The following is a 19,471-nucleotide window of genomic DNA, read 5'->3' as shown; positions in this document are numbered from 1 at the left end:
TAAAGCTATGAACGTACAGATTCAATCCGTGAAATTCGACGCCGACAAGCGGCTGGTCGAATTCGTAGAGGCCAAGATGGCGAAACTGGACCGCTTTGCCGAGCGTTCCACGGGCGCCGAGGTCATCCTCAAACTCGATAAAGACCACGAAAAAGGAAACAAGATAGCCACGATCACCCTCCACATGCCGGGCGAGGACCTGGTGGCCTGCCACCAGTCCAAGGCCTTCGAGGAGTCGGTCGACGAAGCCATCGACGCCCTGAAACGCCAGCTGGACAGGTTCAAGGGCAAATTCGACAAGTAACCCTGCCCGACACGGTTGACAAACACGACGACGGCCGCCCCGAAAGGAGCGGCCGTCGCTTTGTGACCGGAACGGGCAATCCCGGCACCGGGACCACCGGCCCGGCTTCGGGATGCCCTTCCGTAATTTTAATAGACCCACTCGAAGTCGTCGACACGCATCTCGTTCTGCGAGCTGCCCGTCAGGTAGTCGCCGCGCATGCTCGTGGCGCACGAGATGACGAGCGAGCAGGTTGACGACGAGGGGTTGGCCGCCTCCTTGTCATACCACAACACCGGGATGACGTACTCGACCCAGTCGCCCGTGCTCTCGCTGATGACCTGCTGGCCGTAGCCGAGGATCGCACCCTCGTCGACGGACGAGGTCTCGGCAGGATTCCACATGCCCGTCGGGGCCGTCATACCCGAGCTGACGCCATGCTGTGCCGTCCAGTCGACCACCGCCACGAAGATGTACGAACGGTCCTGCTGATCCTTGTACGACGCACCGTCGGGATCGAAGGAACCGACCTTGTCGATCGTGCCGACGGTCGCCTTGCAGCGCACCTTCAGCGCCCGCGGACGCGCCGTCCACTCGTAGGGCTGGCCGAAGCAGGCCGTGCCGCTGAAGCCTTCGTAAACGAACTGTCCCGTATACATGTTGCCCGGGGCAAAGATCGCACCCAGCACCAGACGGGGCATGAGCACGGCAGCGCCCTCCTCCTCGTAGCAGAGCGGCGTGTAGATCTTGGGCTCACCCGACTCTTCGTACTGCTCGAGGAACATGTTGTTGCCGCTGTCCCAGAAGTTGTCACCCTCGGCATTGGGATAGGTGATCGGGTAGAAGGTCACATTGTCGGTGGTCATCTGCTTCTTCGACCAGCCCGACATGTCGCCGTTGGGAACCGCGTCGCCATCGGCGGTCTTGAACTCCGCAGCAACGAGCGCAGCTCCGTCCTTGGCCACGCGCACCTCGTAGTCCGAGGCAGCGAAGACGCCCGTACCCTCCGCAATGGTGTAGGTATTCAGCCCGGCCTCGTTCGTCGAGGCGTTCCAGACGGGGGCAAGACGATAGACGTCACCCTCGACGTGCTCCGCATTCTGCCACTCGGCGGCATCCTTCACGCGGTACTGCACCGTCGCGCCGTCGGGCAGGTGCTCGGCCGTCACCGTCGCCGTATTGGCCCACAGGTCGGCGTCGTCGTTATAGGCGAGCGTCGGCTTGGCCGTCAGATGGAAGGTAAGGGTCTTGGACGTGGTCTGCTCCTTGGTGTCGGTCACCGTGAGCACGAACTTGTGGTCCGAATCCTCGTTATAGATCATCGCGATCATGGGCACAAGGGCCGAGATGTCGAACGATACCGAGCCCTGGCCCTGCACCTGGTCCCCGACGGGGAAGCCGAGGCTCTGAAGCGTCTCGGCCGTCGAACCGGGATTCACCAGATCGAGCGTCTCCGAAAGGCCGATGGCGCCGAGAATCACGGGCGACAGTGCCGGCGAGTCGATCTGCACCGTGAAACCGGCGATCTTGGCCTGCGCCACGACCGACACCACCACGGACATCGTCTCCTCGATCTCCTGTACGGCGTCGATATCGCCGTCGACGAGCGTAATCACGGGCGCAGCCTTGGCGCTTTCGGTCAGGTGAAGCGTCAGCGTCTTGGTCACGCTCTGCCCGGCACGGTCGGTCACCGTCACGCCGAACTTGTGGTCCGATGTCTGGTCATAGACCATGATAAGGGGCACGAAACGCGAAATGTCGATCGACAGCGCCGTCTGACCGAGCACTGCGTCCCCTACGGGCAGTCCCAGCGAGGCAAGGCCCTCGGCGACATCGGCCGATGCCGGATTGGCCAGGCTGAAACTTCTGGAGAGACCCACCATCGCCAGCATCTCGTCCGTCAGGAAGGGCGAGTCGATCGAGATCGTCAGCTCCTCGATCTTGCCCGGAGCCGTCACGTTGACCTGCACGGTCATGTCCTGCACCATCTCCTGGGGCTGGTCGATGCTCGCACCGGCGAGCTCGATCGTCGGGACGCCGGGCTTCCCGGCCCCGTCGTCACTCTTGTTACAGCCGGCAAAAATACCGGTCGCAGCGGCAAGCATTGCCGCCATAGTCAATATTTTTCTCATAGTAAACCTATTATTGAAACATTCATGTTACCGTTTACCGTGCAAAAATAGCGCCCGGAAGCAAGGGCGGCAAATTAATTCAACGAATCCGGGACAGGACAATCACCAACTCCCGATTTTTCATCACGAACCTTTTTGGAAAAACCGGCAGAAAACGCAGAAAAAGGGGTTGCGAACACTCCGGGCAATATCTTTCGGACCGGATGTGCGGCATGCTGCGAAAGGGAGGCAGGCCCGCACAGAGAGAGAAAACAAAAAAACGACTGCCGAAGCAGTCGTTTTCTTGTAGTGGATAGGGGATTCGAACCCCTATGTCATGCGTGAGAGGCATGTATCCTAACCCTTAGATGAATCCACCGTTTTGGTTTTTTCGTGGTGCAAAGATAGCGCCTTCTTTCAAAACTCCAAAATTTTCTGACAAAAACTGCAATTTTTTTTTCATTTTTTGTCGCTGCAGGGGCTTTTTGCCTATCTTTACGACGGACAAAACACGCTGTCACCATGAAAACAGGCATCCGCATCATCCTGCTCGCAACCCTTGCCGCCGCAACCGCCGGCTGCTCGAAACGCCCCGTACAACCCGACTTCGGAGAGACGTGCATCGACACGCTCCTGCAGCACGGCACGGCCGCATGCCGCGTGGAATACCGCTTCGCCTCGATCCGCAACGCCGCCAAAGCCGAAGCCCTGCAGACCGTCGAACGGGCCAACATCGGCTATTTCTTCGAACTGGAGGCGTTCTCCGGTACGCCCGCCGAGGCGGCCGACAGCGCCCTGCACGAGATCGCGGCGAACTGCCTGCCCGACCTTCCCGCCGCCCGCGCGTGCGAGATATCGGTCGAATCCCGGGGCGCCGTGGTCGACACGCTCGTTACCTACGTCATCGTGCGGTCGAGCTACCTGGGCGGCGCACACGGCTCCTACGACACGGAATACCACAACTATTCGCTGCGCGACGGCTACGAACTCTGCACGGCGGACCTCTTCACGACGGAGCAGCTGCAGGCGCTCGACGCACGCATCCGGACGAAGCTCCTCGAACGCTACCAGGTGACGGACGATGCCGGGCTCTCCGCGGCCGGGCTCTTTCCGGACTACATCGCCGTCACGGAGAATTTCCTCGTTACACCCGACGGCATCACCTTCCTGTACAACCCCTACGAGATCGGCTGTTACGCCGCGGGAAGCATCGAGGTGCACTTTTCGAACGAGGAGCTGCAGGAGCTGCGCCGATAGTCCCGGCCGCCGAACCGCCACGGGCGGAGACAAAAAAAGGTCCGAGTCATCACGACTTGGACCTTTTCTTTCGACGGGGAACCACCCCCTTCGAAAAGAGGTTCAATCGGAGGTATTCGACTCAGCGGACGAGCACCGTCCCGAGTCTTAGCAGCGGCAAACTCCGCTGCAACCTGCCGATTTCCTCAACCAACCTAAAACTACTAACCTAAATGAACCTTAAAACTTCACTGCAAAGATACGGGCCAAATTTGAATTATGCAAATATTTTATGAATATATTAAATATATTTAACAATTTGGTAACATTGGAAGCCTCACACCCCTGCTGAACGGCACTGCGGGGCGGGTCTGCGGTAGCAGACAATGCGCAAAATGGAGACGGGGAGGAGGGAAAGGGCCGCCTGCGGTTCCCGGATTCGCGACAAGGTGAGCTGCATTGCAACGCGGCAACGAACAAGCGGCGCAGCCGGCATGACAGACATCCGACAGCCGCGGCGGACGGGCCGCTCAAAAAAGGGCAGGCCATAACGGAAGCGGGCCATTCGCGGGTTCTTCCTGCAAACGGCCGACAAAAGGGCCAGAAACGGAATGGCGGCAAACGGGGAAAACAGCGGACAGGGGAACGGGACGACGGCAAACGGGAAAGCATCGGACCGGGAACCGGCAGGGAGAGGTCTCCGAGGGAACCGCCCCGCACCGCTGCCGGCGAAAATGCCGCGAAAAGGGCACAAAAAAAGGAAACCCGGAATCGGGACTGATCGTCCGTCATCCACAGTTTCCTCACCAACCTAAAACTACTAACCTAAATGAACCTTAAAACTTCACTGCAAAGGTAAGCGGAATAATCGAACCGCGCAAATTTTTATTAAAAATTTTGCAAAAATTTTGATATTTTTTTAATATACCACTATAAGACGCTCGCACACCACTTGATTTACAATAACTTACGGCCACACCTCCGCCCTGTCCTTCCGGCGCATCCTCACGATGCCGCAAGCACTCCTCCGGGAGGCCATACGGCTCCCGGCCGCCCGGATACCGGACCGCATGCCGGGGGCGCCGAAAGGAGGAAGACGGTGCGGCGACCGGGCGACCTATATATAAACCGGGCGGCCTATATATAATATATTAATAAGTATCAGAAAAGCCCTTTCAGGAGGGGATAGCCCATCCGGCGGCGCAGCTTGATCCGCCGGACCAGGTTCAGCGGCCGCCGCTTCAGCCCGGCGCGCCCGCGGGCGAGGAAGTCGTCGACGGCATCGAGCACGCGGGCCGAGCAGCGGCCGTCGCGGTGCGGCTCGTGCTCCATCGTGTGGGCGCGGATCGCCCGCATGAGCTCCTCGGGCCGCGACAGCGCCCGTTCGAGGGCCGGCCCGACCTCCTCGGGCCGCTGGACGTCAATCAGGTAAGGCCCCGGGTGGGAATTGCGGAACGTCACGACAGGACGGTCCAGAAACATGAACTCCAGAATGATCGACGAACTGTCGCACAGCAGCACGTCAGCGCGCCGCAATGCCCCGAAGTCGAAGGTCGTGCCGAGGAAGGTGGCGTTGTCGTGCTCCGCCGCGATCCGGGCATAGCGGTCGAGCACCGCACGGTCGTCGAGTTTCGGATGGAACATGAAAATCCACTCCCAGTCGCGCTCCGAGACCAGCCGTTCGATCTCGTCGGCCAGGTAGGGCGTCGAGGTGAGCGAGCGCGTGAAGGTCGTCGAGTAGAGCACGACGGGCCGCGCGTTGTGCGGCGGCGACTGCATCGCGGGCGAAAAGTAGTCGTCGGCCTTCGTCCAGCCTGTCTCGTAGACGCGGAAGTAGCCGTAACGGCGCTCCTGCTCGCGGAACGGCCCGGTGCTCGAAGGGCCCTGCGTGCAGTAGATGTCGAACCAGCCCCGCACGGTGAAGTGGTCGTCGCGGCGGTCGTTGCGTTTGTTGATGGGATAGCCGTGGAAGAGCTGCACCTTCACCCCGGGAAAGAAGTCGGGGATGTGGTTTCCGGGGGCGAAGACCGCTATCGGGTTGTACTCCAGGACCTCGGCGATCGTGGCAAGGCGCCGCTCGCCCTCCGCGAGCTGGTCGGGGCACCCCTCCTCGATGAACCACGCCACGTCGTCGCCGCGGCGGCGGATTTCGCGCTGCAGGGGCCGCATGATCGGATAGGCATAGGGCAGCGAGACGAACATCAGGTACTTTTTCATCGCTTCGGCTGTTTTTTATCGGGACAAACGACGTTCGAGGCTCTTGCGCCAGCGCAGGAGCGTGACGATCAGCACGACGAGCGGCCGCAGCGCACGCCGGCGGTCGAGCGTGAGCAGTGCGAGCCGCACGGCGGAGTAGTGGCGGCGCACCTCCTGCCGGAAACGGGCGACGTCGCGCCGCAGGTCGCAGGCCAGCGCGCTGTCACCGACCCACGGGCTGCGGCTCTTGCAGAGGTAGGTCAGGTAGACGCGCAGCGTGTTGAGCGTGGCGAAGTAGTCGGCACGGCCCGCCAGCTCGGCGTCATGGCGCCGCAGCTCGGCCGCGAGCGTCTCGCAGTAGAGGCGGCAGTAGTCGAAGTCGAGGCGGCTGTGGTTCGACGACCCGGCGCGCTGCACGTAGCCGTAGCCCACGTAGTCGATGAAGCACACGCGCGGGTTGTGGCAGAAAATCTGGATGTTCACCGCGGCATCCTGCCACAGCCGCAACGGATAGTGACGAATCCCCTCCCCGAAGAGCGCACGCCGGTAGAGCTTGCCCCAGAGGCCGCCCCACACCTCGTTGCAGAGCAGCGCCTCGAGGAACTCCATGCCGGACATCTCGCCCGTGCGGCCCGAGCGGACGGGGGCCTCGTAGGAGGAGCTGATGCGCTTGTAGTCGCAGCAGACGATGTCGCACGCCGAGCGTTCGATCGCCTCGACAAGGCGCTGCAGCATCTCCGGCTCGAAGAGGTCGTCGCCGTCGAGGAAGGTGATGTAGCGTCCGCGGGCCCGCCCGAGCGCCGTCTCGCGGGCGCGGGCCACGCCGCCGTTCTCCTTGTGTACGACGATGATGCGCGGGTCGCGTTCGGCATGGCGGCAGGCGACGGCACGGGTGCCGTCCTTCGAGCCGTCGTCCACGACAATCGCCTCGAAGTCGGCGAAGGTCTGCCGCTCGACCGACTCCAGCGTGGCGTCGAGGTACTGCTCGAGGTTGTAGACCGGGATGATGATCGAGACCGCCGGCTGCGGCGGCTGCATGTGGGGTGTATCCATCGGTAGATCGTTCATTTCAATACATGGTTGCGCACCGCCCCGGCGATGCGTTCGCCGTCGAGTGCCGCGGAGATGATGCCGCCGGCATAACCGGCCCCCTCGCCCGCCGGGAAGAGCCCCACGACTTCGGGGTGCATGAGCGACAGCGGATCGCGCGGGATGCGCACGGGGGTCGACGTGCGCGACTCGACCCCCACGACGACGGCCTCGGGCGTCACGAAGCCCCGCATGCGGCGCCCGAAGGTTCCGAGCCCGGCGCGGAGCCCCTGCGCGATGAAGCGGGGCATCCAGCTGTCGAGCCGCGAGGGGGTGATGCCGGGGATGTACGACGTGCGGGGCAGCGACGTCGAGGCGCGCCCGGCCACGAAGTCCGTGACACGCTGCGCCGGGGCGATCTGGTGCTCGCCGCCCATGCGGCGGGCCAGCTCCTCGAACTCCTGCTGGAACTTCAGCCCCGCCAGCACGCCCCATTGGGGTTCGAGGTGGGCGAAGTCCGCCAGGCGCACCTCCGTGACGAGCCCCGAGTTGGCGAAAGGCGAGGTGCGGCCGCTGGGCGACATGCCGTTGACGACCGACTGCGCGGCGTCGGTCATGGCCGGGACGATGAAGCCTCCCGGACACATGCAGAAGGAGTAGACACCGCGGCCGCCCTCCTGGCTCACGAGCGAATAGGAGGCTGCGGGGAGGTATTCGCCCCGCTCGGGGCAGTGGTACTGGATCGAGTCGATGAGCGCCTGCGGATGCTCGATGCGCACGCCCATGGCAAAGGGCTTTGCCTCGAGACGCACGCCGCGGCGGTGCAGCAGTTCGTAGATGTCGCGCGCCGAGTGGCCCGTCGCCAGCACCACGGCGGCCCCCTCGATCCGTTCGTCGCCGCAGCAGACGCCCCGGATGCGGCCGTCGTGCAGCAGCAGGTCGGTCACGCGCCGTTCGAAGAGGAACTCGCCCCCGGCGTCGAGGATCGTCTGCCGGATGCGCTGCATGATGCGCGGCAGCTTGTCGGTGCCGATGTGGGGATGTGCCTCGTAGAGGATTTCGGGCGATGCGCCGTGGAAGACGAGCGTCTGCAGCGCCTTGTTGTAGTCGCCGCGCTTCTTGCTGCGCGTGAAGAGCTTGCCGTCGGAGAAGGTCCCGGCGCCGCCCTCGCCGAAGGCGTAGTTGGAATCGGGGTCGACCGCGCCGTTGCGGTTGATCTGCGCGATGTCGCGCTTGCGGGCCGAGACGTCGCGCCCCCGCTCGAGGATGACGGGCTTCAACCCCAGTTCGATGAGCCGCAGCGCGGCAAACAGTCCCGCGGGTCCCGAACCGACGATGATGACCTCGGTGCGGCCGCCGACCTCGGGATAGTCGAAATGCACGGGTGCGGGCTGCGGCTCGCGGTCGATGTAGAGCTCGAGCGTGAGGTTCACCCTGACCTGTCGCTGCCGGGCGTCGATCGAACGTTTGACCACCCGGACCAGCGCCACGTCGGCACGTGCCACACCGGCCTGCCGCGCAGCCAGCGAGGTGTAGGTTTCGGCTTCGGCAGCCTGACGGGGAGTGAGCACAAGGGTTATCTGACGGGGCATGATCGCACGATATTATGTGCAAAAATAGCGAAAAAAGCCGTACTGCAGCCAAAGTGCGGTTGCGATTTCGTTTTTTTTGTCTACCTTTGTGACAGTCAACGCGGATATGGTGTAATTGGTAGCCACGTCAGACTTAGGATCTGATGCCTTACGGCGTGGGGGTTCGAGTCCCTTTATCCGCACTTCGGGAGCCTCCGCCGGGGCTCCCTTTTCATTATCCAGGTCCCCGCCGGACCGGTCACACCGCAAACCGCCGCACGGGAGGCATCGCCGACACCGAGAGCCGCACCGGCACCCGAAGGGAGGGACAGCCGCCGCACGCCGCCCAGCCGCGCAGACAAAAATCGGGACGGGAATTTTGAAGAGTTCCCGATTTCTTGTAATTTTCGTAAAAATTCACGCACTTTATTTATTAGTATCCACATGAGAAAGGATTTCGGAGCGAAAAGCTGGCTCTACCCGATGCCGGTGCTGATCGTGGCGGCCTACGACGAAGCGGGCGTGCCCAATGTCATGAATGCCGCGTGGGGCGGGATGTTCACCGACGAGACAATCGGCATCTGCCTTGCCGCGGAACACAAAACCACGAAAAACATCCTCTCGACGCGGGCCTTCACCGTCAGCATGGCCACCGTCGGGCAGGTCACGGCCTGCGACTATGCGGGCATCGTTTCGGGCAACAGGGTCCCCGACAAGTTCGCCCGGGCCGGATTCCACGCCACGCGCTCGGCACACGTCAACGCCCCGCTGATCGACGAACTGCCGATGGCGCTCGAGTGCGAACTGCTCTCCTACGACCCCGGGAGCTGCCATCTGGTCGGCCGCATCGTCAACGTCTCTGCCGACGAGAGCATCCTCACCGACGGCCGGATCGACCCGCGCAAGCTGCGCCCGATCACCTACGACCCGATCCGTCTCGAATATGTCGAGCTGGGCGACACGGCCGGCAAGGCCTTCTCCTGCGGCAAGGAGCTGAAGTAACCTTCCCGTGCAAACCGGCCAGCCGGAACAAAACGGGGATGAAATTCCCGAAAACCATATAGGGAAATCGCGTGCATGTAAGGCATACGGAGAATCGGGTTAATTGCGTTATGATGCGGGCCGCCGCCTCCCGAAGGGGACGGAGCGGCCCGATGAACCGTCAATGAAATGATACAAGCTGCCATGAACATGAAACAACGTCTGGAAAGTGCAGCCGATGTGGAGCAGCGCTGTCTGGAGCTGGGCTTCCTGCCCTTCTTCCGGTGCGGCATCCCCGGCTTCTCGATCGAGGAGATGATCGCCCCCGAATACTGGTTCACCGACGAGGAGGGGGCCTGGGAGTGGAAAGGCCCCGTCATCCGCGAGGGACACTGCGCCTACGGCAAGTTCTTCAACCGCAAGGCGGGCTTCGTCAGCCGCGAGTGGCTCGCGGACTGGGCCAACTACCGGCGCTCGCGGCCGCTGGCGCCGGACGAGGATACGGCGGCGCTCGACGACGTGGTCATGCAGACCATTCAGGTCGAAGGATCGGCCACCATCCAGGAGCTGCGCCGCATGCTCGGATTCGCCAAGGGGCGCGGACGGCGCACGGCCCGGGACCTCGCCGCCGAGGTCCCGGAGGATGAAAAAATCTCGCTCGACCCGGTGCTGACGCGCCTGCAGATGGAGATGCGGCTCGTCATCGCTGACTTCGAGTACAACCTCGACCGCCACGACAATCCCTACGGCTGGGGCGTGGCCCGCTACACGGCGCCCGAGACGCTCTACGGGCCGCTGACCGCCGACCGCACGCCCGAAGAGTCGTTCTTCCGGCTGCGCGACCACTTCTGCACCCTCTTTCCCGACGCGCCCGCAAACCGCCTGCTGAAACTCATCGGCTGATCCGCCGCGGCCCGAACAGCCCCGCAGCCCGCACAAACGGCTCCGGCCACACGAACATGCCGCCGACACGTCACGCCCGGCGGCCGATCCGCATATTTTCCCGCGCACAATGTTTCCGGTTACAAGGAAACTTCGTATATTTGCCGTCTGAAAACGAAGCGAAAAAACAAAACAAAAAATATTTGACTATGGCAAAGGAACTCAAGGACCTGACGAAGTCGGACGAGAACTACTCGCAGTGGTACAACGACCTCGTGGTGAAGGCGGGCCTGGCCGAGAATTCGGCCGTCCGCGGATGTATGGTCATCAAACCCTACGGCTACGCCATCTGGGAGAAGATGCACGACGCGCTGGACAAGATGTTCAAGGAGACCGGGCACCAGAACGCCTACTTCCCGCTGTTCATCCCCAAATCGTTCTTCTCGAAGGAGGCGCACCACGTCGAGGGCTTTGCCAAGGAGTGCGCCGTGGTGACGCACTACCGCCTGAAGAACGACCCCGAAGGCAAGGGCGTTGTCGTGGACCCCGACGCCAAGCTCGAGGAGGAGCTCATCGTGCGCCCGACGTCGGAGACGATCATCTGGAACACCTACAAGAACTGGATCCAGTCCTACCGCGACCTGCCGATCCTCTGCAACCAGTGGGCCAACGTCGTGCGCTGGGAGATGCGCACGCGCCTGTTCCTGCGCACGGCCGAATTCCTCTGGCAGGAGGGACACACGGCCCACGCCACGCGTGAGGAGGCCGTCGAGGAGGCTACGAAGATGATCAACGTCTACGAGCGCTTCGCCCGCGAGTGGATGTCGCTGCCGGTCATCGTCGGACACAAGTCCCCGAACGAGCGCTTCGCCGGCGCCGAGGACACGCTCACGATCGAGGCGCTGATGCAGGACGGCAAGGCCCTGCAGAGCGGTACGTCGCACTTCCTCGGGCAGAACTTCGCCAAGGCCTTCGACGTGCAGTACGTCAACAAGGAGGGCAAGCTGGAGTATGTATGGGCCACGTCGTGGGGTGTCTCGACACGTCTGATGGGCGCCCTCATCATGGCCCACTCGGACAACAACGGACTGGTCCTGCCGCCGAAGCTGGCGCCGATTCAGGTCGTCATGGTCCCCATCTACAAGACCGCCGAGCAGCTGGCGGCCATCTGCGGGCGCTTCGACGCCATCGCTGCCGAGCTGCGCAAGCGCGGCATCAGCGTGAAGATCGACGACCGCGACAACGTCCGTCCGGGCTTCAAGTTCTCGGAGTACGAACTCAAGGGTGTGCCGGTGCGTCTGGCCATGGGCGGCCGCGACATGGAGAACGGCACGGTCGAGCTGGTGCGCCGCGACACGCTCGAGAAGGAGACCGTCCCGCAGGAGGGCCTCGCGGAGCTCGTGGAGAAGCTCATGGGCGAGATTCAGGAGAACATCTACCGCAAGGCGCTCGCCTACCGCGACTCGATGATCACGAAGGTCGACACATGGGAGGAGTTCCAGCGCGTGCTGGACGAGAAGGGCGGCTTCATCTCGGCACACTGGGACGGCACGGTCGAGACCGAGGTGGCCATCAAGGAGGCCACGAAGGCGACGATCCGCTGCATTCCGCTCGACGTCGTCGACGAGGAGGGCACCTGCATCTACTCGGGCAAGCCGTCGCACCGCCGCGTGCTCTTCGCCCGCAGCTACTGATCCCCGCCGCCGCGCGGACAAACGCAGAGTTCCCGGACCCCCGTTCGGGAACTCTTTTCATCGGAGGCCTGCGACCCGCGGCACACCGGAGCGGCGCCGGAGCCCCGCCGTCCGGAGGATGCCCCGCAGGACCGCACATCGCACCACAACCACATTCACAGCGTACAGAGATGGCAGTCGATACACAAACCCGCAAAAAAGAGATCTACCGCGTCACCTTCGTCGGATTCATCGTCAACCTCCTCCTCTCGGCGGCCAAGCTCGTCGCCGGCATGGTGGGGCGAAGCGGCGCCATGGTGGCCGACGCCGTACACTCGTTCTCCGACCTGGCGACCGACGTCGTCGTCATCGCCTTCGCCCGCATCTCGGCCAAGCCCCAGGACGACGGACACGACTACGGCCACGGCAAATACGAGACGCTCGCCACGATCATCATCAGCCTCGCGCTGACGGTCGTCGGCGCCGGGATTCTCGCCTCGAGCATCGGCTCGATCCGCACGGTGGCCGGGGGCGGCACGCTGCCCCGTCCGGGAGCCGTCGCCCTGGTGGCGGCCGTCGTCTCGATCATCGCCAAGGAGGTGCTCTACCGCTACACGGTGCGTGTCGGCCGACGAATCGACAGCCCGAGCGTCGTGGCCAACGCCTGGCACCACCGCAGCGACGCCCTCTCGTCGCTGGGCACCCTCGTCGGCATCGGCTGCGCCTATTTCCTCGGCGAGAAGTGGCGCATCGCCGACCCGATCGCGGCGCTGGTCGTCGCGCTGTTCATCTTCAAGATCGCACTGGACCTGATCCGCACGGGGCTGGGCGAACTGCTCGAAAAATCGCTGCCCGAAGATACGGAACGGGAGATTCTCGCGATCGTCACGGCCAATCCCGAAATCCGCGCGCCGCACAACCTGCGCACGCGCCGCATCGGGGCGTCGATCGCCATCGAGGTGCACGTGCGGGTCGACGGCTCGATGAGCGTCGCCCACTCGCACGCCCTGACCGTCGACATCGAGCGCCGGCTGCGCGACCGCTTCGGCCAAGGCACGATGATCGCCATCCACGTCGAACCGCTCAAATAGCGCCGGCCGGGACGGGGCGGGAAGACAAACAGCCGGGACGGTCGGATTTCGCGGCACGGTATTTGCAAAACGCACGGCAGAACCCGACGGCAGACGAAGAACAGGGGAAAAATTTGGATTTTCGGAGAAAAAAAGCTATCTTGCCAACCTGAAAACCCGGAAACAGGAAAACTGGCAAGGGGTCAACACACACGGAAACAGAACGATAAACTCTAAACGGATTGCCTATCGGAACAGAATTCTACTCTTAACCAAAAGGAGAAAAAGAGTATGAACGCACAGGTATTGAGCGACCAGACGTTGCTTAATCACTACCTTTCAGGCGACCGGAGTGCCATATCGAAACTCATCGAACGTCACAGCCGCCGCGTCCGCGACTACATCCACATGATGGTCAAGGACCGCGACATCGCCGACGATATCTTCCAGGAGACTTTCATCAAGGTTGTCCGCGTCATCGACGAAGGACGCTATACCGACAACGGCAAATTTCTCTCGTGGATTCTGCGCATCGCCCACAACCAGGTGATCGACTTCTTCCGTGCACAGCGGCAGAACAAGACCGTCACGGAGACGGATGCGGGATACGACGTGCTGGGAACGCTGCGCTTCGCCGAACGCACCGTGGAGGACGCGATGGTCGGTGACCAGGTCGAACGCGACATCCGCGCCCTGGTCGAACAGCTCCCGGCGGAACAGCGCGAAGTCGTCATGATGCGCTACTTCTCGGGATTGAGTTTCAAGGATATCGCCGAGCAGACCGACGTGAGCATCAATACGGCCCTGGGCCGCATGCGCTACGCACTGATCAACCTGCGCAAGATGATCAAGGAAAAAAATATGGTGCTTTGCTGATTCCGGCACAATATTCCCCGGCCGTGTCCGTTTTATATGCGAACAACCAATCGGAACACTGCCTATGGAGGAAATTGACAAAACGGAGTTTTCAAACAACGGCATCTCCGAGGACGAAGAGCTGATGTTGAGAGAAGTGGTACAAGGGGATGCGGATCTGTTCTATCTCCACCACTATCTCACGGAAATCTTCCGAAAAGGGGATAATTTTTAAGGGTTAATTTTTGATGGGGAAGGGGGTCGCAAGGCCCCCTTCGTTTTTTTGCGGGTTCCGCTGCGGCGCATGCGCCCGCAGCCGGACAGCCCCCACGGGCACATCCCCGGCGCCCCGCCCTCCCCCGCATTGCCGCCCCGGGGCGGATGATTCCCGAAAAAACAAAGGCCGGGAGCGTTTCGGTCACTACACATTTGTACCCAACTCCCTTTCAATGGATTATGCCGGCCGGACCGTCGCGGACACATGCGTAATCAACTATGTTTCAATTTTGTAATTTTTTTTGGAATACACATGAGTAACATATATGATACCGGACATTCGGCAAATTCTGACGAATTTTGCGTCGAAAATCGCCTAAAAAAACGGGAAGGAGCAATCTTTTTCGTATTTTCGCGTACATTGGGACATACAACAGACATGATTCGAATATGAACAAGAGAGTTTTTCTGTCATTTCTCGCGGCCGTATGTTGCTGGACGGCCGCATCGGCACAACAGGTTGCTGTGAAGTCCAACCTGTTCTACTGGATGACCACCACGATCAACGCCGGAGCCGAGGTCGCCGTGAGCAAACACTCGACAATCGGCGCCACCTTCAACCTCAACCCCTGGACAATCGGCGCGGACAACAAAATCCAGCACTGGTTCGTCCGTCCCGAATACCGCTACTGGGTAACCGAGAAATACACGCGCCTGTTCTTCGGCGTGCACCTCATGGGCGGCGGCTTCGAGGTGGGCGGATTCCGCATCCCGATCATCGGCGACCGCTTCCTGACGCGCTTCAAAACCAACTACTTCACGGGCTCGTTCATGGCCGGCGGCGTGAGCATCGGCTACCAGTTCTACCTCAGCCCGCACTGGAACCTCGAAATCTCGGGCGGCGCGGGTCTGGCCCGCATCAAGTACCACTGGGAGCCGACCAACCCCGCCCTGCGGAAAAAGAGCTACACGAATGCGGTGCGCTACCTGCCCGTTCCCACCGAAATCGGCTTCTCGTTCGTCTATCTGTTCAACTCCAAGAAATAACGCATCATGAAAAAATATCTCCTTATCCTCGTATTCCTTATGGGGGCCACAACGCTCCGCGCCCAGTTCGTCGGGGACCTTGCCGTGACGCGCAAGGTGTTGAGCAAGGAGGGCAACACGCTCCATCTGGTACTGGACATCCAGGTATCGGCCAACGCCGTTACGCGCTCGCAGAGCTGGACGATCATTCCCGAGCTGAGCACGCCGGACCGCCGGTCGATGAAGCTCTTTCCGCACATCCTCGTCAACGGCCGCTACCAGCAGCACATGATGGAGCGCCGGCTGGTGCTCAACGGACGCCACCTGGTCGAGCGCCAGCCCTACATCGTCATCAACGTCGACAGCAAGACGGAGCCGGAGTCGGTCCGCTACGAGATGCGCATTCCCTATGAGAGCTGGATGGACAACGCCACGCTCGTGCTGCGGCAGATTCTGACCAACCCGGGGCGCCGGAGCCGTGTCTTCACGGTCGACGTCAACGGTGCGGTGGATGTCGCGGAGACGAAACCCGCAGCCTCGGTCAACGAATAACAAGCCGGAACCATGAGACTGCGATACCATATCATCGGAGGGTGCGCGCTCCTGGCCGCCATTGCCCTGCTGGGGGGCTGCGGCAACCTGCACAAGCTGGCGGAGAGCGACCCCAAGACGCCCCTCAACCTGCCCCGGCACGCCTCGCAGGACATCGAAGCGGCAAAGAACGCCCAGCGGCACCAGACCGAACCGACCAGGGAGATTCACTATACGAACATCGACGGCACGACGCGCGTCTTCATCCCCACGGAAAACGTCATCGTCGACACAACGACCAACGAACAGATGTGGGCGCTGGACATCGACGCCGTGGAGATTCTCGCGCGCAGCAGCCGCAACCTCGTGGAGCGCAACGGCAAGATCAACGTCGAATTCATCGTCTCGGTGCCCGATACGCTGCTGGCCCGCGACTGGCAGCTGGTGCTCAACCCCTGGATCCGCGAGGGGCAGCACGGCGAGGCGCATCCGCTCGACCCGCTGGTCTACCGGGGTGACCGGTACGGCCGCATGCAGGGCCGCGAGTACGACCGCTACGACAAGGCCCACGAAGGGCTGATTCGGAATCTGCGCCGCTACGTGCGGTCGACGGACAACCGCGTCGCACGGCGCGTGACCTACATTCCGGACCCGAACGACAAGTTCGACCACCTGACCGACTACCTGACGCCGCGCTTCCGCTTCGACACGGTCGACGTGCTGCCGGGCGGCGACATCTACACGCGCGTCGACGGAGAGTATCCCGTCGACGGAGGACGCGCCCGCGAAAACTACCTGCAATCGCTCTCCGAAACGCCGCAGCGCGTCGCCGCGGAGGTGAAGCGCGCCGACAACCTCCAGGTCCGCACCCTGGCGTCGCAGCGCGTCGACTGGACCAACCGCCGGCGCCCGAAGGTCTATGACATGCTCCACGAGACGGACACGAGCGTCATCAACCGCAACCTGACGGAGTCGCGGTACTACGTTGCTCCGAACGCCGCCGAGGATGTCTTCGCCACGGCGGAGGTGCGCGGGCTGGCACAGCAGGAGGGCGGCAAGGGCAGCGCCGTCTACAAACGCATCGTGCACCACCCGATCTTCCCCAACGCCCGGCTCGACACGGTCATCTTCCGACCGGACCACCGCATCGACTTCTACTACTCGCAGCAGGTCGAGGCCAACGAGAACACGGACAAACTGCTCGTCTACCTCTCGGGAGGCGTCGAGAATCGCCGCGGCGACCGCTACGAGATGCGCCATTCGGACACGTTGAGTTTCAGCGTGAAGTCGATGATTTCGTTCCTCGACGAACGCACGCGCTACATGCACCGCATCGTGCTGCGCGACGCCGAGGCCAACGCCCGCTTCTACTTCACCTTCCCGTCGGGACGTGCGAAACTCGACACCACGGCCGAGAACCGTTCGCAGGTGCGTGCCGTGCGCAACCTGACGCGCGACCTGATGCTCGACCCGATCTACATCATCGACAGCATCTCGCTGCGCGCAACCTCCTCGCCCGAAGGCACGTGGCGGATCAACGACCGCCTGGCCCGCGAGCGCGCCGAAGCGCTGCGCAGCGTGCTGGTCGAGGAGTTCCGCCCGCTCTACGACTCGCTGCGCAACGAGTCGGTCAAGGCCTACGTCACGCTGGATGAGGAGGGCAAGGAGGTCGTCGTCGAAGGCGACGAGGAGGAGAAGCTCCCCGACCTGCCGAACCTGCTGCGCACGGAGTGGCTGGCCGAGGACTGGGACGAACTGGCCCGGCTGGTACGCGCCGACACGGTGATTGCGGACAAGGAGGCGGTGCTGGCGATGATTGCCGACCGCGAAACGGCCCCCGACGCCCGCGAATACCGCATCCGCCTGAAGTACCCGAAGGCCTACGCCCACATGCGCAAGAACATCTACCCGCAGATGCGTGCCGTGGACTTCCGCTTCAACCTGCACCGCCGCGGCCAGAAGCAGGATACGGTCTACACGACCGAAGTCGACCAGCGCTACATGGACGCCCTCGAGCTGCTGAAGAAGCGCCGCTACGAGGAGGCCCTGAACACGCTGCGCGATTACGACGACCGCAACACGGCCATCGCCTACATGTCGCTCGGCTACAACAAGGCCGCCTACCGCGTGCTGATGGCCCAGCCCAATGTCGACTGGACGGCCGAGGAGCAATACCTGCTGTCGATCATCTCGGCGCGTCTGGGCGACGAGGAGGAGGCCGTACAGCACTTCCTCCGGGCCTGCGAACTGCGCAGCAACCTGAAGTTCCGGGGCAACCTCGATCCGGAACTCTCCTACCTCATCCGCAAGTACGGTCTCGACCAGCAGGATTTCCAGGACAACTACTGACGATGCTGCCGGCAGACAAGATGCAGGCGGGGCCTCCTTTTCAACAAGGAGGCCCCGCCTGTTTCGGGCGACGGGCCGTGCGGAATGAGGGGGGGGGCTGAACAAAGACGACAAAAAAGCGGGAGACAAAAGTCTCCCGCCTGCGTATCTCCATATTCGGGGCGCCCCGCCGGAACGCCGGCGAAGCGTCAACAGGCATCGTGTGCGAAACAACGGTGGGCCTGCCGCAGCTGGAGGGAGAGCGAGACGGCGGCGATGCCTGCGAACAAGAGCGAGACGCCGACCCAGACAACCACGGCCGTCGACCCGAACTCGAGCGGACGGAAGAGAATCCACAATGAGCATATCAGCAGCAGGATGCCGCTGACAAGGGTCCATCCGGCCCCCGGGACGCCCAGCGCCCGCATGTCGCCGCCGAGGCCGATGGCGCCAAAGGCCCGCAGCAGGAGCCAGAATCCGAGGAAAACCGGCAGCGTGGCGGCCGAGAGGGCGACGTTGAAGATGAGGATAAGGCCGAGAAGCAGCTCGATGATACCCCCGGCAAGCATCCATCCGCGTCCGGTGATGAAGTGTCGGTTCGTGGAGGAGAGGATGACCTCGAGGAGGCCCGAGAGGAGCATCAGCCAGCCGAAGAGCAGGGACATGCCCAGATAGCTCCGTGCGGGGAAGGCGAAGACGAGAAGCCCGGCGGCGAAGAGCGCGATGCCGACGACGAGCAGCAGCCACCAAAAACGGATGGCCTGCTTCGAATGTTCGATCAGAGAGGTGATGTTGTTCATGCGATAAGGGTTTTCCGCCATGCGAAGCAAATCGCATACCAGAGTCCTCATTTCCTCCCCGAAACTCGTTCAGTCTCCGGCTTCGGCGTGATTCCGGAACAGGAATACACATTGGGGAGCCATCGGCTGCGCAAGTAACACGTAACTGAAGGAACAACCTATTGTTCAACGGTCAGTCCTGTTTCATCACCGGGCGACAACAACAAAAAAGCGGGCCGCAACATCGTTGCAGCCCGCTTCCGGCGGAAAGACAGGGTTTTGAACCTATAACTCTAACCGCCTGTATTTTAGCTACTTCTTATTCAATACTTCATTAAGGTAACGAAACAGTAACGATTTTCAATCGCTTTTTTGTCCGACTTTGACCGTTGTCTGCCTGCGTAACTTTCAGGTGCAAAGATACAAGTTTATTTTGAAATGAACAAGTAGTTGATAATAAATATTCTGGGGTTAGTGCAAGGTGCAAGCCATATATATAGATATATGCTTGCACCTTGCACTAAAAATCACTGTGTTGCAAATGATTGAAATAAAATCCGTATCTTCGTGTCCTATTAAAAACAAAGGTGTATGATAACAAACCGGGAAGAAATCATTGACAGGGCATTCGGGGTATTTGTCAGGATGAACTATGAGAAGGCAAGCATCATCACGCTTGCCAGAGCCTGCGGACTGACCAAGAC

16 protein-coding genes, 2 tRNA genes and 1 pseudogene are annotated in these 19,471 nt (G+C 61.8%); 13 read left to right on the top strand and 6 right to left on the bottom strand.

Annotation, left to right across the window (positions count from 1 at the left end):
- Positions 1 to 7 precede the first annotated feature (7 nt).
- Positions 8 to 304, top strand: coding sequence for a ribosome-associated translation inhibitor RaiA (gene raiA / locus Q1Y33_RS06295; RefSeq protein ID WP_300798892.1), 297 nt, complete (start codon positions 8 to 10; stop codon positions 302 to 304).
- A 128-nt stretch (positions 305 to 432) separates the two neighbouring features.
- On the opposite strand, the gene Q1Y33_RS06290 is transcribed toward raiA, so the two are convergent.
- Both Q1Y33_RS06290 and Q1Y33_RS06285 read right to left on the bottom strand, forming a co-directional pair.
- On the bottom strand, positions 433 to 2,397 hold the full coding sequence (locus tag Q1Y33_RS06290; protein ID WP_300798891.1) for a PCMD domain-containing protein: 1,965 nt from the start codon (positions 2,395 to 2,397) through the stop codon (positions 433 to 435).
- A gap of 304 nt (positions 2,398 to 2,701) precedes the next feature.
- Positions 2,702 to 2,773, bottom strand: a tRNA-Glu gene (locus Q1Y33_RS06285).
- Between the two features lie 143 nt (positions 2,774 to 2,916).
- On the opposite strand from Q1Y33_RS06285, the gene Q1Y33_RS06280 reads away from it, so the two are divergent.
- The gene (locus Q1Y33_RS06280) at positions 2,917 to 3,651 is read left to right on the top strand and encodes an RsiV family protein (protein WP_300798890.1); all 735 of its coding nucleotides are present in this window, start codon (positions 2,917 to 2,919) and stop codon (positions 3,649 to 3,651) included.
- Between the two features lie 1,140 nt (positions 3,652 to 4,791).
- Here Q1Y33_RS06280 and Q1Y33_RS06275 read toward each other — a convergent pair.
- The 3 genes from Q1Y33_RS06275 to Q1Y33_RS06265 are packed head-to-tail and all read right to left on the bottom strand — an operon-like array spanning position 4,792 to position 8,447.
- On the bottom strand, positions 4,792 to 5,847 hold the full coding sequence (locus Q1Y33_RS06275) for a CDP-glycerol glycerophosphotransferase family protein (protein WP_300798889.1): 1,056 nt from the start codon (positions 5,845 to 5,847) through the stop codon (positions 4,792 to 4,794).
- A gap of 15 nt (positions 5,848 to 5,862) precedes the next feature.
- Entirely contained in the window at positions 5,863 to 6,894 is a 1,032-nt protein-coding gene (locus tag Q1Y33_RS06270; protein WP_300798888.1) for a glycosyltransferase, read from the bottom strand.
- Positions 6,891 to 8,447 (bottom strand): FAD-dependent protein, encoded by a 1,557-nt coding sequence (locus Q1Y33_RS06265; RefSeq protein WP_300798887.1) that lies wholly within the window; start codon positions 8,445 to 8,447, stop codon positions 6,891 to 6,893. Before Q1Y33_RS06265 ends, Q1Y33_RS06270 begins: the two co-directional genes overlap by 4 nt.
- A gap of 100 nt (positions 8,448 to 8,547) precedes the next feature.
- On the opposite strand from Q1Y33_RS06265, the gene Q1Y33_RS06260 reads away from it, so the two are divergent.
- The 10 genes from Q1Y33_RS06260 to Q1Y33_RS06215 all read left to right on the top strand — a co-directional run bounded on the left by Q1Y33_RS06260 (position 8,548) and on the right by Q1Y33_RS06215 (position 18,009).
- A tRNA-Leu gene (locus Q1Y33_RS06260) sits at positions 8,548 to 8,629 on the top strand.
- Between the two features lie 241 nt (positions 8,630 to 8,870).
- Positions 8,871 to 9,428: a flavin reductase family protein gene (locus tag Q1Y33_RS06255; RefSeq protein WP_300798886.1), complete on the top strand. Its 558-nt coding sequence runs from the start codon at positions 8,871 to 8,873 to the stop codon at positions 9,426 to 9,428.
- Positions 9,429 to 9,611: 183 nt separating this feature from the next.
- Positions 9,612 to 10,310 carry a hypothetical protein gene (locus Q1Y33_RS06250; protein WP_300798885.1) on the top strand — a complete coding sequence of 233 codons (699 nt, stop codon included), beginning with the start codon at positions 9,612 to 9,614 and terminating at the stop codon, positions 10,308 to 10,310.
- A 188-nt stretch (positions 10,311 to 10,498) separates the two neighbouring features.
- Positions 10,499 to 11,983: a proline--tRNA ligase gene (gene proS / locus Q1Y33_RS06245; protein WP_300798884.1), complete on the top strand. Its 1,485-nt coding sequence runs from the start codon at positions 10,499 to 10,501 to the stop codon at positions 11,981 to 11,983.
- A gap of 170 nt (positions 11,984 to 12,153) precedes the next feature.
- A complete protein-coding gene (locus Q1Y33_RS06240) occupies positions 12,154 to 13,053 on the top strand; it encodes a cation diffusion facilitator family transporter (protein WP_300798883.1) in 900 nt (299 codons plus the stop codon).
- A gap of 270 nt (positions 13,054 to 13,323) precedes the next feature.
- Complete coding sequence (locus tag Q1Y33_RS06235; protein ID WP_300798882.1) at positions 13,324 to 13,908, top strand: sigma-70 family RNA polymerase sigma factor; 585 nt, start codon at positions 13,324 to 13,326, stop codon at positions 13,906 to 13,908.
- A 64-nt stretch (positions 13,909 to 13,972) separates the two neighbouring features.
- Positions 13,973 to 14,122, top strand: a complete 150-nt coding sequence (locus Q1Y33_RS06230; RefSeq protein WP_300798881.1) for a hypothetical protein — start codon at positions 13,973 to 13,975, stop codon at positions 14,120 to 14,122.
- Between the two features lie 431 nt (positions 14,123 to 14,553).
- Positions 14,554 to 15,150: a DUF3575 domain-containing protein gene (locus Q1Y33_RS06225; protein WP_300798880.1), complete on the top strand. Its 597-nt coding sequence runs from the start codon at positions 14,554 to 14,556 to the stop codon at positions 15,148 to 15,150.
- Positions 15,151 to 15,156: 6 nt separating this feature from the next.
- Entirely contained in the window at positions 15,157 to 15,681 is a 525-nt protein-coding gene (locus tag Q1Y33_RS06220; protein WP_300798879.1) for a DUF3868 domain-containing protein, read from the top strand.
- Positions 15,682 to 15,693: 12 nt separating this feature from the next.
- Positions 15,694 to 18,009, top strand: a complete 2,316-nt coding sequence (locus Q1Y33_RS06215; RefSeq protein WP_300798878.1) for a hypothetical protein — start codon at positions 15,694 to 15,696, stop codon at positions 18,007 to 18,009.
- Between the two features lie 188 nt (positions 18,010 to 18,197).
- On the opposite strand, the gene Q1Y33_RS06210 is transcribed toward Q1Y33_RS06215, so the two are convergent.
- Complete coding sequence (locus Q1Y33_RS06210) at positions 18,198 to 18,788, bottom strand: DUF308 domain-containing protein (RefSeq protein ID WP_300798877.1); 591 nt, start codon at positions 18,786 to 18,788, stop codon at positions 18,198 to 18,200.
- 570 nt (positions 18,789 to 19,358) lie between these two features.
- Between Q1Y33_RS06210 and Q1Y33_RS06205 the strand changes: the two are divergent.
- Positions 19,359 to 19,471 (top strand): annotated as a pseudogene (locus Q1Y33_RS06205) (TetR/AcrR family transcriptional regulator); the annotation flags it as partial.

Source organism: uncultured Alistipes sp. (genome assembly GCF_949296715.1).
GTDB lineage: Bacteria > Bacteroidota > Bacteroidia > Bacteroidales > Rikenellaceae > Alistipes.
This window is presented reverse-complemented; position numbering and strand designations above follow the sequence as displayed.

What these genes read in the sequence shown, in the direction of transcription:
- raiA (WP_300798892.1), top strand. Translation starts at nt 8, where the DNA reads ATGAACGTACAGATTCAATCCGTGAAATTCGACGCCGACAAGCGGCTG.
- Q1Y33_RS06290 (WP_300798891.1), bottom strand. Translation starts at nt 2,397, where the DNA reads ATGGCGGCAATGCTTGCCGCTGCGACCGGTATTTTTGCCGGCTGTAAC.
- Q1Y33_RS06280 (WP_300798890.1), top strand. Translation starts at nt 2,917, where the DNA reads ATGAAAACAGGCATCCGCATCATCCTGCTCGCAACCCTTGCCGCCGCA.
- Q1Y33_RS06275 (WP_300798889.1), bottom strand. Translation starts at nt 5,847, where the DNA reads ATGAAAAAGTACCTGATGTTCGTCTCGCTGCCCTATGCCTATCCGATC.
- Q1Y33_RS06270 (WP_300798888.1), bottom strand. Translation starts at nt 6,894, where the DNA reads ATGAACGATCTACCGATGGATACACCCCACATGCAGCCGCCGCAGCCG.
- Q1Y33_RS06265 (WP_300798887.1), bottom strand. Translation starts at nt 8,447, where the DNA reads ATGCCCCGTCAGATAACCCTTGTGCTCACTCCCCGTCAGGCTGCCGAA.
- Q1Y33_RS06255 (WP_300798886.1), top strand. Translation starts at nt 8,871, where the DNA reads ATGAGAAAGGATTTCGGAGCGAAAAGCTGGCTCTACCCGATGCCGGTG.
- Q1Y33_RS06250 (WP_300798885.1), top strand. Translation starts at nt 9,612, where the DNA reads ATGAACATGAAACAACGTCTGGAAAGTGCAGCCGATGTGGAGCAGCGC.
- proS (WP_300798884.1), top strand. Translation starts at nt 10,499, where the DNA reads ATGGCAAAGGAACTCAAGGACCTGACGAAGTCGGACGAGAACTACTCG.
- Q1Y33_RS06240 (WP_300798883.1), top strand. Translation starts at nt 12,154, where the DNA reads ATGGCAGTCGATACACAAACCCGCAAAAAAGAGATCTACCGCGTCACC.
- Q1Y33_RS06235 (WP_300798882.1), top strand. Translation starts at nt 13,324, where the DNA reads ATGAACGCACAGGTATTGAGCGACCAGACGTTGCTTAATCACTACCTT.
- Q1Y33_RS06230 (WP_300798881.1), top strand. Translation starts at nt 13,973, where the DNA reads ATGGAGGAAATTGACAAAACGGAGTTTTCAAACAACGGCATCTCCGAG.
- Q1Y33_RS06225 (WP_300798880.1), top strand. Translation starts at nt 14,554, where the DNA reads ATGAACAAGAGAGTTTTTCTGTCATTTCTCGCGGCCGTATGTTGCTGG.
- Q1Y33_RS06220 (WP_300798879.1), top strand. Translation starts at nt 15,157, where the DNA reads ATGAAAAAATATCTCCTTATCCTCGTATTCCTTATGGGGGCCACAACG.
- Q1Y33_RS06215 (WP_300798878.1), top strand. Translation starts at nt 15,694, where the DNA reads ATGAGACTGCGATACCATATCATCGGAGGGTGCGCGCTCCTGGCCGCC.
- Q1Y33_RS06210 (WP_300798877.1), bottom strand. Translation starts at nt 18,788, where the DNA reads ATGAACAACATCACCTCTCTGATCGAACATTCGAAGCAGGCCATCCGT.